9 protein-coding genes are annotated in these 17,136 nt (G+C 47.1%); 8 read left to right on the forward strand and 1 reads right to left on the reverse strand.

Features of this window, described 5'->3' with window-relative positions:
- The first annotated feature begins 90 nt into the window (after positions 1–90).
- The 5 genes from BMW65_RS03290 (at position 91) to BMW65_RS03310 (ending at position 6,923) form a co-directional block, all read left to right on the forward strand.
- Positions 91–1,056 carry a FecR family protein gene (locus BMW65_RS03290; protein ID WP_090602709.1) on the forward strand — a complete coding sequence of 322 codons (966 nt, stop codon included), beginning with the start codon at positions 91–93 and terminating at the stop codon, positions 1,054–1,056.
- Positions 1,057–1,284: 228 nt separating this feature from the next.
- Complete coding sequence (locus BMW65_RS03295) at positions 1,285–4,050, forward strand: TonB-dependent receptor (RefSeq protein WP_177180977.1); 2,766 nt, start codon at positions 1,285–1,287, stop codon at positions 4,048–4,050.
- A gap of 24 nt (positions 4,051–4,074) precedes the next feature.
- Positions 4,075–5,580, forward strand: coding sequence for a PepSY-associated TM helix domain-containing protein (locus BMW65_RS03300; protein ID WP_090602712.1), 1,506 nt, complete (start codon positions 4,075–4,077; stop codon positions 5,578–5,580).
- 95 nt (positions 5,581–5,675) lie between these two features.
- Entirely contained in the window at positions 5,676–6,320 is a 645-nt protein-coding gene (gene upp / locus BMW65_RS03305) for a uracil phosphoribosyltransferase (protein ID WP_090602714.1), read from the forward strand.
- Positions 6,321–6,449: 129 nt separating this feature from the next.
- Entirely contained in the window at positions 6,450–6,923 is a 474-nt protein-coding gene (locus BMW65_RS03310) for a ribonuclease H-like YkuK family protein (protein ID WP_090602715.1), read from the forward strand.
- 1 nt (position 6,924) lies between these two features.
- Here BMW65_RS03310 and BMW65_RS03315 read toward each other — a convergent pair whose 3' ends face one another.
- Complete coding sequence (locus tag BMW65_RS03315; RefSeq protein ID WP_090602717.1) at positions 6,925–9,192, reverse strand: glycoside hydrolase family 20 protein; 2,268 nt, start codon at positions 9,190–9,192, stop codon at positions 6,925–6,927.
- A 103-nt stretch (positions 9,193–9,295) separates the two neighbouring features.
- On the opposite strand from BMW65_RS03315, the gene BMW65_RS03320 reads away from it, so the two are divergent.
- The 3 genes from BMW65_RS03320 to BMW65_RS03330 all read left to right on the forward strand — a co-directional run bounded on the left by BMW65_RS03320 (position 9,296) and on the right by BMW65_RS03330 (position 17,111).
- Entirely contained in the window at positions 9,296–12,202 is a 2,907-nt protein-coding gene (locus tag BMW65_RS03320; RefSeq protein WP_245747476.1) for a triple tyrosine motif-containing protein, read from the forward strand.
- Between the two features lie 260 nt (positions 12,203–12,462).
- On the forward strand, positions 12,463–15,579 hold the full coding sequence (locus BMW65_RS03325) for a SusC/RagA family TonB-linked outer membrane protein (RefSeq protein ID WP_090602719.1): 3,117 nt from the start codon (positions 12,463–12,465) through the stop codon (positions 15,577–15,579).
- An 11-nt stretch (positions 15,580–15,590) separates the two neighbouring features.
- On the forward strand, positions 15,591–17,111 hold the full coding sequence (locus BMW65_RS03330; RefSeq protein ID WP_090602720.1) for a RagB/SusD family nutrient uptake outer membrane protein: 1,521 nt from the start codon (positions 15,591–15,593) through the stop codon (positions 17,109–17,111).
- Positions 17,112–17,136 lie beyond the last annotated feature (25 nt).

Raw genomic sequence — 17,136 nt, forward strand, 5'->3', positions numbered from 1 at the left:
CTACAACTTTATTGATCGAAAGACCAAGAATCTAACCGTCTTAAGCAACTATATGGATAATCGTGATTACGATAGTCATTGTTTATCTATATGAACATCACACCAGCATTATTAGAAAAATACTATCGAGGGCAATGCACTGCTGATGAAAAGCTTGCCATAGAGCAATGGCAGCAGTCCTCGGAAATCGGTCCGGAAGTAACGCTCCCTCCGGAAATAGACAAACGTGCGCTAAAACAGCAATTGTGGGCACCGCTTGCCACCGATCTTGAAAAAGCACGCCGTCTGAAACGCTCAGCAAACGCCCGTATATTTTGGCGTGTAGCGGCCTGCATTACGCTATTGGCCGGTTTGGCAATCGGATATTCCTCACTGAATAGAAAAACTGGACCTTACCAAAACCGGGCTTCAAATGACACGTACAAAACCATCCGAACGGAAAAAGGGCAAAAAGCCAGCATCACACTTCCCGATGGAACAATTATTAAACTGAACAACCAAAGCGAATTACGATATCCCGAACCGTTCGCAGATACCTGCAGGCTGGTTTATTTGAGCGGTGAGGCTTATTTCGATGTTGCCAAAGATCCGGCAAAACCTTTCGTCATCCATACGCCGACAACGCGTACCTGTGTATTGGGCACGGAATTTAACCTAAAAGCGTATCCTAACGAACAAGTAGTGCTGGCTGTCGTGGAAGGAAAAGTCGTCTTCGGAGGCGTCGGTAATAAGCAACAAGGTCAGCCCTTTTCTGCCAATCAATTAGGTGTCTATTCTACGGCCGGAAAAATAATCCGCCAAACGGTCTCTTCGCTTGCCAACCATATGGCATGGACTGAGAATAAACTGATTTTCGACAAGCAACCACTTACACAGGTCATTCCCATTATCGAACGCTGGTATAATATCCGTATCCAGCTGGAGGAACCGGCGCTGAGCCAGGAAAAATTCACGGGTGAGTTTAATAATCCTTCCCTTCATTTTTTATTAGACCGAATGGCCTTTGTGATGAAATTCGACTATACCCTTGATCAACAAACAGTCACCATCAACTAATTCACTGATTATGTACTCCGATACCACATAGCAACCCGGATACCGCTTACAAAAAACCCGGTGATCCAGTCGCCAAACTTCACACCGGGTCGTGCAGTCCATCAAGTTTCGAAATGAACAACAACTTTCAAAGGTATGAAAACAACGTTTATCACTTACAGTAAATCACGCTTTAACCGCTTAATTCTCCCTATCTTGCTGTGTGTCTCAAGTTTCCACACACCATCAATGGCACAATCGTCCGATCTATTGGACACCAAAATAAGCATACAGCTTCCCAACACCGAGCTCATCAACATCCTCGATATAATCGCGGAGAAAGCCGGATGCACTTTTTCGTACAATAGCAAAGCCCTCGAAGGTAAAAAAGCATCCGCCAATTACCGGGCAACTCCGTTAAAGGAAATTCTCCTTGAATTATTGGGACCAGAGACACAATTCCAAACCAGTGGACGTCAAATATTCATCCGACTGGGCAAGGGCGTTGGCAGTGTCGTGGGGACTGTTAAAACCGACAACGGTCTACCGGGTGCATTTTCTACGATACGTCTACGAAATACACCCTACCGGGTGATGACAGATAGCATAGGATATTACCGCCTGAGCGATATACCGATAGGCAACTATACACTGGAATACAGTGGCATGGGCTATGTACCTTATAACACAACGATCGAAATAGCAGAAAACAACGTGCTAACGCTCAATATCACGGTACAAGCCGCGGACCACCTATTGGACGAAATCACCGTGACAGGCAACCGCCCCGTTGTCACAGATTCAAGTGAATATGTAGCAAAGTTGCCGCTCAGCAATATGGAAAATGCCCAAGTCTATACCGGCATTACCAATACCTTAATCGTACAGCAGAAGATTTATAACATCACTGACGCGGTGAGCAATGTACCGGGGATTACCATTCTGGGTACCGGCACGACCAATTCTGCCGACTATGGAGGTGCCACATTCAGCAGCCGTGGCTTTACGACCAAATCGGCGGTCTTCAACGGCCTTGCACTAAATATGTACAGTAGTCACGACGTGGCAAACCTGGAAAAAATCGAAGTCATCAAAGGGCCTTCGGCAACGCTTTTCGGAAACATCGTCAGTTCTTACGGAGGTTTGGTAAACCGCGTCACCAAAAAACCTTATGAGCTCCAAGGCGGATCGGTAGAGATGGCGGGAGGCAGCTATGGTTTTCACCGCATTGCCATCGATATGAACACACCACTCAACACGGATCATACCTTCCTTTCCAGGCTGAATGCGGTGTACCAAAACCAAAATTCTTTTCAGGACAATGGTGGATATTACCGGGATATCTTGGTAGCCCCTTCCTTTCGTTACCGGATGAACGACCGCATGACCATCAACCTGAACACTGAAATCAATCACAGTAAAAACGCAGGTGCTGCCCTGCCGATTTACTTTAATTATGTACCCAGTGTTATCAAAGGTTCGCTGTCCACTGCCCTGGCAGGTTTTGGATTGCCGGATGAAACGATCCAGCAAATCATCGCAGCTGCGCCTGCCACCGTCGCTGAAACGTTCGGCATCACCTCACTGAAAGATTTTGGTTTCGACCCGTCCCGCAGCTATAGCAGCAATGACCTCGTATCCACTAACCATTCCGTGGTGGTCAGTCCCGAAGTCCACTATGACCTGGCAACCAATTGGAAATCGACTACATCAGCGATTTTCGGTTCCGCCGCTTCCGAAGGCTATTCGCTACGTATCAGTCCGGTACCCACTATGATACCGGTGTTTCTGGCAGGTATCACCGAAGGAAGATTTGACTTTGGCACACCCGGTATCGCCTTTTTCGAACGGGACGCACGGAAATATACCTCCAACCTCGAAACTTATCAGATCCAACAGAATTTTACAGGTGACTTTGCTATCGGCAGCCTCCGAAACCGGATGGTCATCGGATTGGATTACTACCACCGGCGCACCTCCTCGTATTATGACAACTTCGTGGGTAGCCTCTTCGGTATACCGCAAGAGCAAACATTTGATATGGTCAATGCTACCGGCGAAACCCCTAATTACTACGATTTCAACCGCCTCGCCATTGAAGATCGCATCCAACGGGCCCCTGGAACCAAACAGAACTTCAGTGATGACCAAAGTGTATACAGCAGCTATATCAATAATGTGCTGAATATTACTGGCCAGGTCATCGCATCAGCCGGGCTCCGGATAGACCGGTTTATCAACAAAGGGGTATACAACGGCACGGTCAATGAAACTAACGGGGCTTACCGTCAAACGGCATTGGCCCCAAAATTTGGACTGATTTATCAGCCACTGCAGGACAGGATCGCGCTGTTCGGAAACTATCAAACCAGCTTTACCAATCAGGAGGGAAGCAATTTCGAGGGTACCCCCTTCCGACCGGAAAAGGCCTACCAATGGGAAGGCGGTGTAAAGACAAGTTTTTTCGACGGCCACTTCACGAGTACATTGAGTTATTACGACATCCGCGTGGAAGACAAGGTCCGTACAGACATCAACCATCCCCTCTTCCGGATCCAGGACGGAACGCAGATCAGCCGCGGAATGGAAGTGGAAGTACTGGGTAACCCGATTCCCGACCTGAATATTTTATTGGGTTACGCTTACAATAACAGCAAAATGACCAAAGCCGATCCACTTGTCGAAGGGTTGAGGCCGATTGAAGCAGGTCCGGAACATCAGCTCAACTTCTGGGTACACTACCACTTCAATGAGCTTACCCCGCTCAACGGATTCAGTATCGGGTTTGGTGGAAATTATGCAGGCGAGACCTTCACCGTAAACTACTACCCCGATGGCGCGCTGGCCATACCAGCCTATACCGTACTGAATGCCAAACTCTCCTTTGACCGTCCGAAATATTCATTTGGCGTGCGTGTAAACAACCTAACCAACGAACGATTCTGGCGCGGCAGTGGCACCATTTTACCGCAAATGCCCCGTCAGTTTTTGGCTACTTTGGGGATCAAGATCTAACCATCCATGTAGGAATGTTCGCATATGAAAATGACACATTTTAGGCTCACTTGGGCAAACCACCAACAACGGTGGTTTGCTAAGTGGCATGTCTACCTGGGGATTATCGCAGGATTCGTCGTATCCATTGTCGGCGTAACCGGCAGCATACTCGTATTCCGGGATGAAATAGACCGGGCACTGGATCCCGATCTTTTCACCGTACAGAAGGAGATCCAAAAAATACCTTTGGAAGAGCTGGTTCCCTTGATCCGGGAGCGGTATCTGGATCTGGACTTTTCTTACGTATCGCTTACAACGGATGCCCTCACATCGACATATTATACCTTTGACAATACCGCTAAACAGACGGTTTATTTCAATCCGTACACGGGCGAAGTCTGCGGAAAACGCATTACGGGAACCTCATTTACGGATTGGATGGTGCGTATCCACCGGACATTGCTCATTCCCGTGGTTGGGCGATATGTGGTGGGTATTTCTTCGTTGATCGTCTTGATACTGACGATCACCGGTCTGCGCTTATGGATTCCCAAAAAATGGCGGCAATTGAAGAGCATGCTAACGGTCAATTTCAAAGCGAGTTTAAAGCGGCAGAATTACGATTGGCACAACGTACTGGGCTTCTATACCTCGCCTGTTGTGGCTTTGCTTTCACTCACTGGCTTCTGCATTACCTTTTCCATTGTGGTCGTACCCTTGTTGTTTATGCTGAATGGACAAGCTCCGCAAGGTGTTGCCAAGCTGCTCAATACGCGGTCCCAATATATATCCGGTGTACAACCCCTGACTGCACCGGAAGTTGCAGCGATTGGCAAGAGAAACCTTCCTGACGCCACCTTACAAGCGATACGGTTGCCGGCAGACAGCACCGGGGCCTATCAGCTTAGCTACCAAACGCCCTACATTGCCGAAACAGGGAAACAAATCTTGCTGATTGTTGATCAGTACTCCGGAAAAGTAGTACTGAACTCAGCGGCAGACTTTCCCAATGTAGGCCATGCCTACATGAGCTGGCTCACCCCCCTGCATTATGGAAGCTTCGGAGGCATTGGCACAAAACTGCTCGCATTCATTGGCGGTTTGGTCCCATTGGCTTTATTTATTACGGGTTTTATCATTTGGTGGCCCAGGTATAGCAAGCAAGGGTCCCTCAAAAAAAAGCCAAGAAGAAACATCCGATCAACAATACAGTCATCAGTGCGCCAATACGTAAACCAACATTTTAAAAAAGGCATCAAATACGCAACATGGTCACTGTTTATAGCGTTGGCTATGGGTGCGTTATATGGAATAGTTTCGGGCATTGTGATACAGCCAGCTTTTTTCTTTGTCATCTTTGCAACGGTATTGATTGTCGCCAACTTTGCTATATCCTGCTTGGCTTTGTTGGCCGGGGTTATAATTTCCATTTTTTTTAGCCAAATCTACCGTCCCGTTTTTAAGTACTTTGCCCTCTCGCTTGCCTTTGTCATTATGTTTTTACCTGTTGTCTTGCTCATAAACATTACCGGAATAACCATTTTTTAATCGGGAAGAACGACCTGACGGGAAAACCAAACCAAGCTTTATGTTGTTGGTCTTTCAGTGATACAACATAACAGAAATTTTATTAAGTTTGACTTATGGTGAAGATTCTGACCGAACAAAACAGCATCGTCAATCATTTCCTCGCCGAGCTTCGCAATAGGGAAGTCCAGCAGGACCGGATGCGTTTTCGGCGCAATATGGAGCGATTAGGCGAAATCTTTGCCTATGAAATCAGTAAAACGCTGACCTACGAGCCTACCGAGATCGAAACACCATTGGGCATTGCTGAAACTTCCTTGCTCTCCGAGCAACCTGTACTGGCCACTATCCTGCGCGCGGGAATACCCATGCATCAGGGAATGCTGAATGTATTGGACCAGGCTGACTGTGCTTTTATTGGAGCCTATCGCAAGACCAAAAAGAGCGGTGCCTTCGAAATCCGAAAAGAATACGTAAGCAGCGTCAATTTAGACAACCGTGACCTCATTTTGATTGACCCCATGCTGGCTACGGGCCGTACCGTTGTGCTCACCTGTAAAGAATTATTGGATGACTTTGCCATCAAGTCCCTAATTATCGTATCTGCCATCGCCAGTGAAGAAGGCATCGCCCATGTACGGGCTTTTCTTCCCCAAGCAACGTTGTGGGTAGGCAGCATCGATAGCGAACTTACCAGCAAAGCCTATATCGTACCTGGCTTGGGCGACGCCGGTGATTTGGCTTACGGAGCCAAGGCATAAATGTGTTGAAAACCGCTTCAATGTTAATAAAAACATAACAATAAGTTGTTGGTATTAAGGGACTTTTATCGGTAACTTTATATCATAATTCAATAACGTTCTTTTCCGTATCCTTCAATCCTATCTTATATGACTTGGAAAAAATTCAGCGGCGAACCCATCCGCCAGCCCATTCTTGATGAGGTATCTACCACTATCGCGCGTGAATATGCGCTGGGCAATAAGCTTAAAGTTTGTATCGGTACTGATTCGCAGGTAAAAGGTGCCATCACCGAGTTCGCCACTGTCATTGTATTTGTCCGCGAAAAAAAGGGCGGCTTCATGTACATCCATCAAGACCGTACAACCCAAAAAATGAGCATCAAAGAGCGTATGCTAGCGGAGGTGCAACGCTCTATCGAAACAGCCTACGCTCTTTGCGACACATTAGATCGCTATGAAGTCGATTTGGAAGTGCATGCGGACATCAACACAAACCCGATGTTTAAATCAAACCAAGCATTGCACGATGCCATGGGCTACATCTTAAGCATGGGCTTTGTATTTAAGGCCAAGCCCGAAGCGTTTGCCAGTTCAGCCTGTGCAAATAAAATAGTGCAATAGGCTAGTACACGACGACTTCGTCCGTAAGCAACAGTGCATGCCGTGCGTTTGTTGCTACAATGCGCAGGTAACGTGCTGTTTGTGTGCCATCGAATTTGAATGCATAGGTTTTAGCCTTCCTGAATTTTTCCTGGGGCGGTATATCATTGATCACAGTACCTACTTCCCGGAAATTCTTGCCGTTGTCCGAAACCAACACTTTTACGTCACTGGGTTGATAGGCGTTTATCAAGGGATCTTGCAGAAAGTCTATCGCTACGCTATTCAACGCTTCCCGTCTTTCAAAATCCACGGTCACATCAAAGTTGTTGGCAAATCCCTGCCATTGACCACCATTAGGCAGCTTTCCACCTTTTTGCCCATTCAGCAGCGTATTTTCTGCTTGTGCGGAGTACGTACTATCCCACTTCGTATGATAGGTAATGCTTTTGCCGATAGCCTTATGGATGTCTGCCTTGGCCTCACCAATAGGACCAACGCGGCCGGAATCGATGAAATAAGCTGCTTTAATGACAGAAGGCACTGCCAGCCGAATGGGTTTTGTGTATAAGGGTGATTCGGCATTCGGATCTTCGCCATCGGTTGTATAGCGTATACCCTGCTCGTACTGCTCCGTCGTCATGGAAATGGTGTTTGTAGGCGTATCTGTATTGAAGTGGACAGCAATATCCACCACATAAGAAGGCCGGTAATAATTGATGTTTAGCCGTTGCAGCAACTGATAATGTTGCTGTAGCCGCTCCTGGAAATCTTTCCAATCACGGTCTACCGAAGCAGACCATGCCACCTCTGCCAACGCCAATGCCCTGGGGAAGGCCATGTATTCCACCTGTTCTGAAGTGGGTATGTATTCCGTCCAGATATTGCCCTGTGCACCGAGCACGTGTTTTCGCTTATCAGCCGCAATGGCCTGAGGTATGGGCTCGTATTCATAAACATTGCGAAGCGATATATAGCCACCGATGGCTTCGGGCTGCGTGGCAGGATCACTTTGGTAATAATCGAAATATAAATGTGAGTTGGGTGTCATGATGACGTCATGCCCAGCATTTGCGGCCTGAATGCCACCGGCTTCCCCTCGCCAACTCATGACCGTAGCAGCAGTCGAAAGCCCACCCGCTAAAATTTCATCCCACCCAATCAGCTTTCTATTATGGGCTTGCAAAAAGCTATCTATCCGCTTAATTGCATAAGCTTGTAGTTCCTCCACATTTTTCAAGCCTTCTTTTTCCATCAGCGCTTTGCATTTCGGGCAAGTCTTCCAAGCCTCCTTATCCGCTTCATCACCGCCGATGTGAATGTACTCGGAAGGGAAGATATCGATGACCTCTTCCAATACTTGCGTGAGGAATGTGAATGTTTCCTCGTTACCAATGCAAAATTCGGCTTGTTGGTAAGGCTGGCCCGTACACGACAAATTTGGATAGATAGCCAATACTTCTTCGGAGTGCCCCGGCATTTCGATTTCGGGAATGATGGTTATCCCTTTGCGCGCCGCATAAGCCACCAAGTCACGCGCCTCATCCTGGGTATAATAGCCCCCACTAGCGTTGGGATGGCCCGTTTCCAAATACCGCTTCCCGTTTTGCCACCAATCTTTCCACACGACATGAGTGCGCCAAGCTGCCTTTTGTGTAAGTTCAGGATAACGTTTGATTTCCAGTCGCCACCCTGGCCCGTCCGTGAGATGCCAATGGAACTTATTGAACTTATAAAGGGCCATGATATCGATAAATTTCTTCAAAAAAGATACTTGATAAAAATGCCGGGAGACATCAAGATGGAGTCCGCGATAGCCAAATCGGGGTCTATCTTCGATAAGCATAGCTGGCAACACGTCACCATGGGGCTGTGTATAGGCTAATTGCAGTAATGTCAAAATCCCATTGAGCATCGCAGCAGGCTGATGGGCAGTGATGGTGATGCCTCCTGTATCGATAACAAGCCGATACGCATCGGATGCCAGCCTGTCCATATCGCGGGCCTGAATAAGCCGTACTCCCGACTCGGGTATACGTCTATGCGATTTTATGCGTTCAACGGGCGCAAACGTGGTAAAAGGATGATCGTCCAACAACGCAGCTACCTCAATGAATGGTTCAAAGGCAAAGCGTGATGTGATGGATGGAAACACGAACTCCCCTTCGTGGATTTCCAATATATTGGGTTGGGGGATAATGGAGACCCGGTGTTGGGCACGGGCAGATAATACCGTAATGAACGGTATAACCCAAAAACCCAATATCAGCCGAAGTGCATATTGAGTCATACGAATGTTTGTTTAATGTATCTGTTACAAACTTATCGAAAATGCCTAAATTATCCAATTATCTTTACCTTTGTGGGAAAATAATGACTAACCAACTTGCCTAATGACCAATGCATGTATACAGCGAGCCTTATTAATTGTTGTGTTTCTTACCGGGCCCGTATACAGTGCCGCGCAACATCGGGTAGCCATCCCCCAAATTATCAATTATAACAATAACCAATATAAGGGTGGATTGCAAAATTGGGACATCGCCCAGGACAGCCATGGCATCATGTATTTCGGCAATAATGAAGGGCTGCTTACCTTTAATGGCCGGTATTGGAATAATTATCCACTGCCGAATGCAACGGTAGTCCGGTCGATAGCGATTGACAAAAATGACCGGGTATATGTAGGCGGCCAAGATGAGGTAGGGTATTTTGAAGCAGATAGCACCGGATCGCTCCAATATCATTCGCTGATAGACCTCATTCCAAACCAGGAACGGCAGTTTGCTGATGTATGGGATATTGTCATTACAGATGCGGGCGTTTTTTTTAGGGCAAACACCAAAATACTGCATTACAAGGATAGTCGCATAAGGGTAGACAAGACCATTACGGAATGGCAATTCCTTGGAGAGGCAGGAGGAAAATTATATGCCCAATCCATGAAGCAGGGCATCATGTACTACGAATCTGGATTCTGGAAGCCATTGACTAATCATCCCGACCTGAATGGCAACGTGATAACCGCCATTATGCCGTATAACCAAGACACGTTGTTGATCACGACCCTTAAGCAAGGCCTTTTTTTCCTAACGGACAACATGTTGATCCCCAAGAAAACACCGTTTGATGAGCTGTTTTCCATTGATCGCATTTATTGTGGATTACCCGTAAATAACGATTGGTTTGTATTGGGCACCACGTCAGCGGGGGTATTAATTGTCGATAGGCAGGATAGGCTCGTGCAGCAATACGTGTATGGCGAAGGCCTGCAAAAAAACAATGTCCGGGATGTCTTCATTGACCGAAACCGGAATCTATGGCTCGCGCTGGATGATGGCATCGATTTCATCGGCATAAACAGCGCCGTAAAATACATTCATCCCAACAAAGCTAACCCCATAAGCAGTTATGCCGTCAGACTATTTGATCGACATCTCTACATTGGTACTTCCAACGGATTGTATGCCACACCCGTTGATAGCAATCAAGAAGACATCAGTCTCTCCAATGCTGATTTTTCTGAAGTAAGCCACACTGAAGGTCAAGTATGGAGCCTTAATGAAATCAACGGACGTCTGCTTATGGGGCATGAAGATGGCGCATTTGAGATTATCAATCAATCAGCCCGAAAAATCTATACAATCCCAGGAACCTGGCTTTATCAGCCTGTATCACGGGTATTCCCGTCCCAACACCTCATAGCAGGTACTTATTTGGGCTTGCACCATGTGACCTTTGATGGGAATGTATTTCGCAATGCAGGCCGCGTCGATGGTCCCTATGAGTCATTACGATTTATCCACTACGACGATCACGACCGTACTATTTGGGCATCACATCCCTACCGTGGGGTCTTCAAGTTCAACCTCTCGGAAGATTTCAGCCGCGTTGCACAGCAGAAAACCTATACCCATGAGGATGGGCTCCCTTCTTCGTTATACAACTATGTTTTTCTCGTTAAGAATAAGATCACCGTTGCCACCAATGACGGCATCTATGAATACGAAGGTACAACCGATCGTTTTATTCCCTCGCCTTTATTTTATTCGCAATTCAAAGGGGTCGAAATCCAATACTTTAAGGAGGACAACGACGGCAATGTCTGGTTTGTCAACCACAAAAAATTGGGAGTCGTTGATTTCTCTCGCCCGACTGATAGCCTTCCCTACACCACTACGTACTTCCCCGAGCTGAATGGACAGGTTTTAGGTGGATTTGAAAACATCTATATCCTAAACGAGGAAAACATCTTCATCGGAGCCAATCGAGGCGCCATACACCTCAACTACCAGCGATATAAGGAAAATATCAGTAAACCTGATATCTTATTAAACCAGATTAATCTAATCAACAGTGGGGAACAAGCGCAGGTATTATACGGTGGGCACCGTATCGCCAACATGGCGGCACCCACACTCCACTATCGTTCGAACTCACTACACTTTTCCTTTTCTACTACCCTATATGATCAACAAGATAACGTTGAATTTAGCTACCTGTTGGAAGGTTTTGACAAGGCATGGGCTACATGGAGCAATCGGAGTGAAAAAGAATATACCAACCTTCCTCCAGGTGAATATGTTTTTAAGGTTAAGTCAAGGAACAGCAATGGCAACGAGTCGGATATCGACACCTATTCGTTCATTATCTCCCCACCTTGGTACGGCAATCCAATAAGTTATACGGTTTATGGTGTTTTAATCGGATTACTTATTTTGCTACTCTTCAAATGGCAAAGGAAAAAACTGCAACGCAGGCATGATCATGAATTGTACTTGAGCCAGTTGGAGCTGGATAGGAGCGAAAAAGAAGTGGTACGGCTCCAAAATGAAAAGTTGGGGGCGGAAATTGCTTTTAAAAATAAAGAGTTGGCCAACATGACGATGCATCTTATCCAGCGTGGCGAAGTACTCACTAAAATCAAGGAAACGATATTAGCTGTCGTCAAAAGGCATGACTTCTCGGATAGCACCATCAATTTTAGGCAACTGATCCGCCTTATCCGTACTGCTGAACGTACCGAGGAAGATTGGGAACAGTTCAGCGTCCATTTCAATCATGTCAATCAAGGATTCTTTACCAACCTTAAAGAACAGTACCCCGATCTAACACCCAACGAGTTGAAATTATGTGCTTTCTTGCGTATGAATCTCTCATCGAAAGAAATTGCCCAATTGATGAACATTACCATTAAGGCTGTGGAAGTAAGCCGATACCGGCTACGTAAAAAAATCAAATTGGAGCCCGAACAAAACCTTTATGAATTTCTGCTCCAGATTCCGGCCGGTAAAGGGTAAATAATTGCTCTTTTTACTTACCGTACTGTAAGCAAACACAACAAACTAATAAACAACAAATTACAACCACATTGTAGTGGTATTGTAGGCGTATTTCCCTGCTTAAAAGCTGATCACCGAGATTTTGTAGGGGTATTGTAGATTGCTGAATATCGTCTATTCGAATCCTACCTTATAGTTTTGCTCTTGCTTTTTTCGCCATCGTGTGGATAAAAGTGAAACCAATTTTTTAACCATATTAATAATCAAGTTTAGCTATTATGAAAAAAGGAGTTCTACATGCATTCATGGTGCTGTGTACCTGCTTATCTCCGTTTGTACTTGCCGCACAGACCTTGCAAGTGACAGGCAAGATCACGGCAGCCACGGATGGAACGCCGTTGTCTGGCGTCACGGTAACTGTTCAGGGTACAACCACAGCTACCAGCACCGATGACGACGGTTATTACACCATTACCGTACCAGCAGCTGGTTCTACATTGGTCTTTCGCCAATTGGGAATGGTGACACAACACATCGAGGTCGAGCAAAGTGGCCCCATTAACGTGATCTTAGAAGAAGAATCAAGCACCTTGGACGAGGTCGTCGTCGTAGGTTATGGTACACAGAAAAAAAGCGTTGTTACCGGTGCTATCAGCAGCGTGAAGGCCAGCGACCTCGAAACCATGCCCATTACACGGATTGAACAATCGCTACAAGGGCGTACCTCAGGCCTCACCATCGCTTCCAGCTCGGGCCAGCCTGGATCGGGTTCGACAATACGCGTGCGGGGTATGACCACTTTCGGCAATAACAACCCACTGTGGGTCGTAGATGGCGTGGTCGTAGATGCCGGCGGTATCGGCTACCTCAATCAATCAGACATCGAATCCATCGAAGTACTGAAGGACGCATCCTCTCAAGCGATATACGGTGCGCGCGCCGCTGCCGGGGTTATCCTGGTCACTACGAAGAAAGGTCAAGCAGGTGACATCCGGATTAATTACAATGGTTTTTATGGGGTATCTGCCCCGGCAAAAAAGCTCAGTCTACTCAACGCCACCGAATATGCGACTTTACGTAATGAGGCTTCCATGGCCGCTGGAAATGGCATGCCTTTTCCCGATCCGGCATCTTACGGCGTAGGTACGGATTGGCAAGGGCAAATCTTTAATGACAATGCTCAACGGCACAACCATGAATTTAGTATCAGTGGGGGCAATGACCGTTCTACCTTCTATGCTTCGTTTGGATACCTCGGTCAAGACGGTATCGTGGCCACCGATATTTCCAAATACCGCCGAACGAACATCCGTCTCAATTCCGAGCATAGAATCACGAATTGGCTGAAAATTGGACAAAATTTGGGATATGCCCATGATAAATCTATCGGACTAGGTAATACAAACAGCGAATTTGGTGGTCCGTTAAGTTCAGCAATCAATCTGGATCCCATCACAAAAGCGGTGATTACCGACCCGGCGGAAGCGGCGGCCTCCAAATATGCAAATAATCCGGTGGTGCGTGATGCATTCGGCAACCCCTATGGCATTTCGGATATCGTGGCACAAGAGATGACCAACCCGCTGGCTTACATCCAAACCCGCTTGGGCAATAACGGATGGTCGGACAATATCGTAGGAAATGTGTACACCGAAATATCGCCCATCGAGGGGCTTACATTCCGTTCGACGTTCGGCACCAAGCTATCTTATTGGGGTTCGGAAAATTTCACACCTATCTTTTACCTCAATCCCACAACCATCAGTTCGCAGACTTCCTTTAACAGAGGAATGAACCGCGGATTTGATTGGAACCTCGAAAACACAGTGTCTTACACACATGCATTTAACAATCATAACTTCACCTTCCTGGTAGGCCAAGGTGCATATAAAGACAGCCAAGCGCGTGGGCTCAGCGTGACCTACTTCAACGTACCTGCTGATAATTTCGATGACGCATCACTCAATTACAACGTACCCACGGATCAGCGGAATTCATCGGGATCGGAAGGTTCAGGACATACAGTATCCTCACTCTTTGCCCGTGTAAATTACAACTACCAAGAGCGTTATATCGTGGAAGCATTAGTGCGCCGTGATGGTTCTTCCCGATTTGGATCCAACAATCGGTATGGTGTTTTCCCCTCCTTCTCATTGGGGTGGAATGTATCCAATGAAGAATTCTTCGCTGGCAGTGAACTCATCAACTTGTTGAAAATCCGTGGTGGCTATGGTATAGTTGGGAATGACAACATCGGCGATTTCGCTTTCCTGTCCACCATTGGAAGTGGCAGGAATTATGCCATCGGCAATTCGGGCAGCTACCTTGTGGGATATAGTCCCAATGCACCCTCAAATCCCGATTTGCGTTGGGAAGAGACCAGCCAGACTAATATTGGTTTCGACGCCATATTTCTGCGCAACTTCAACCTGACTTTCGATTGGTACCGTAAGGTAACCTCAGGCATCCTGCAGAATCCGCGTATTCCTGGCTATGTAGGAGCAATTTCAAATCCAGCTGCCAACATTGCCGATATGAGCAATTCGGGCGTAGAGCTGGAATTGGGATACCGCAATCAATTGGGTGAATTTAACTTCTCCATAGACGGCAACGTGTCTTACCTCAAGAATGAGGTAACGAACCTGGGAACTGGTATTAGCTACCTCTCGGGTGGGCAAGGCTTCCAGTCGTCCAGTTACCCCATTACACGTACCGCTTTGGGCGAGGCGTTTAACTCGTTCTTCGGTTTTCAAACATTGGGTATTTTCCAGACCCAAGAAGAGATCAGCAATTATGTCAATAACGAGGGTGGTTTGATCCAGCCCAATGCAAGTCCTGGTGATTTCAAATGGGCCGATATCGATGGCGATGGCTCCATTACCGAAGACGACCGTACATTTATCGGCGACCCAACACCCAATTGGACCTATGGCCTCACGCTCAGTTTGGCATGGCGCGGTTTTGATGCCGTCATCTTTGGCCAAGGCGTGGCAGGCAACAAGATTTTCCAAGGGCTGCGTCGCTTGGATATGACTACCGCTAACTATCAACGCAAAGCGCTGGGTAGATGGACCGGATCGGGCTCCAGCAATACTTTTCCGCGTTTGAACGATGCCGATCCAAATGACAACTTCACGAACCCATCCGACTTTTACCTTGAAGATGGTGCTTATTTCAGGTTGAAAACGCTCCAATTGGGCTACTCATTGCCGGCTCAATTAACTAAAAAAATGGGACTACAGAAAACGCGGATTTATATCATGAGTGAAAACCTCTTTACGTTGACCAAATATACCGGCTACGACCCGGAGATAGGTGGCGGAGTGATGAGCATCGACCGGGGGATTTATCCACAGGCACGTTCGTTCATGATTGGATTAAATGTTGGTTTTTAAGATAGATTACGATGAATAAGACTTTAAAATATTTCTTCTACAGCTGCACTATCGCTATAGTGGGAGGTGCATGTAGCGACTCATTCCTGGATGTGAAACCTCGGGGAACTGATCTCGAAGCGAATTACTATCGCAACAGGCAGGAAGCTTTTAATGGTTTGGTGGCCGTTTACGATGTAGTCGGCTGGCAAGGCGGGGGCTATGTCACCAAAATCAATGCAGTGAGTGCTGCATCAGACGACCACTATGCTGGCGGCGGTGGCCCGAATGACATAACGAACTTGCAAGTGTGGTCGGATTATTCACTCAGTCCTGCACAAGGACCACAAGAAGAACTGTGGCGCAAAGGATTTTCGGGTATATTCCGGGCCAATATCTTACTTCAGAAACTACCCGATATTCCCATGGATGAAAATGAAAAATCCCGCTTTATAGCGGAGACCAAATTCCTGCGGGCGTATTTTTATTTTGATTTGGTGCGCTTATTCAAAAATATTCCACTATTTATCGAACCGGTGTCTACCGATCAGATGTATGACGTGACCCAAGTCCCCCCCACAGAGGTATATGCGCTGATCGAGCAAGATCTGCTTGACGCCATGCCTGCACTCCCATCTACTGTACCTGTGGCGACAGAAGGTGGCCGCGCTACTGAAGGTGCGGCCAGAGCCTTGCTGGGAAAAGTGTACCTACAACAAGAAAAATTCGCTCCCGCGGCGGAACAGCTAGCCCAAGTAAATGGCCAGCCCGGCAGCACCAGCCAATATGGGTACAAGCTACTTGACAATTTCGGGGATCTGTTTGAAGTGTCCAATAAATTTAACAGCGAATCTATTCTCGAAATATCATTTACCAACACGTCCGTAGGCGACTGGGGTTGCGTGGCTTGTACCGAAGGTAATGTGATGAACATCATGGTAGGTCCCCGCAATTACAATCCCACACCGGGCGCACCCGACTATGTCTCCGGCTGGAGCTTCCTCCCCATCACGCCGGAATTGTTTGCTGAAATCCATTACGATCCGCGCAACCCACATACCGTAGCCAATTTGGACAGCTTGGAAGCCAATAACCTAGCTACTTACGAGAAAGGATACATGAATACTGGCTACTTCCTTGAAAAATTTGCTGGACGGGAAAAAGACCGTTGGACGGGCGCTGGTAGCCCCGAGCTCAACTTCCCACAAAACATGTACGAGATACGACTTGCTGATACCTACCTGCTCGAAGCGGAAGCACTGGTTCGTGGTGGTGGCGATGCCACGCGAGCGGCTGCCTTGCTCAACGCTGTAAGAGATCGCATAGGCTTGGGCCCGGTAGCGGCAACATTTGAAAACATCAAACGCGAACGTCGCCTGGAACTGGTGGGCGAAGGGCATCGCTGGTTCGACCTCATCCGGTGGGGCGACGCTGCCACGGCATTGGCATCACGGGGCTTCGTCGCCGGAAAGCATGAAATTTTACCCATTCCGCTACTCGAACTTGAGAATACACAAATCGAACAGAGCATAGAGTGGGGAGGAACGAAATAACAGATCGAAATCACTCAATCAAAAA

The sequence above is a fragment of the Parapedobacter koreensis genome, from assembly GCF_900109365.1.
In the GTDB taxonomy this organism is placed as follows: domain Bacteria; phylum Bacteroidota; class Bacteroidia; order Sphingobacteriales; family Sphingobacteriaceae; genus Parapedobacter; species Parapedobacter koreensis.

Excerpts from the sequence above, each read along its gene's own strand:
- upp (WP_090602714.1), top strand. The coding sequence starts at position 5,676 with ATGGTGAAGATTCTGACCGAACAAAACAGCATCGTCAATCATTTCCTC.
- BMW65_RS03315 (WP_090602717.1), bottom strand. The coding sequence starts at position 9,192 with ATGACTCAATATGCACTTCGGCTGATATTGGGTTTTTGGGTTATACCG.
- BMW65_RS03310 (WP_090602715.1), top strand. The coding sequence starts at position 6,450 with ATGACTTGGAAAAAATTCAGCGGCGAACCCATCCGCCAGCCCATTCTT.
- BMW65_RS03300 (WP_090602712.1), top strand. The coding sequence starts at position 4,075 with ATGAAAATGACACATTTTAGGCTCACTTGGGCAAACCACCAACAACGG.
- BMW65_RS03330 (WP_090602720.1), top strand. The coding sequence starts at position 15,591 with ATGAATAAGACTTTAAAATATTTCTTCTACAGCTGCACTATCGCTATA.
- BMW65_RS03320 (WP_245747476.1), top strand. The coding sequence starts at position 9,296 with ATGACCAATGCATGTATACAGCGAGCCTTATTAATTGTTGTGTTTCTT.
- BMW65_RS03295 (WP_177180977.1), top strand. The coding sequence starts at position 1,285 with ATGGCACAATCGTCCGATCTATTGGACACCAAAATAAGCATACAGCTT.
- BMW65_RS03290 (WP_090602709.1), top strand. The coding sequence starts at position 91 with ATGAACATCACACCAGCATTATTAGAAAAATACTATCGAGGGCAATGC.
- BMW65_RS03325 (WP_090602719.1), top strand. The coding sequence starts at position 12,463 with ATGAAAAAAGGAGTTCTACATGCATTCATGGTGCTGTGTACCTGCTTA.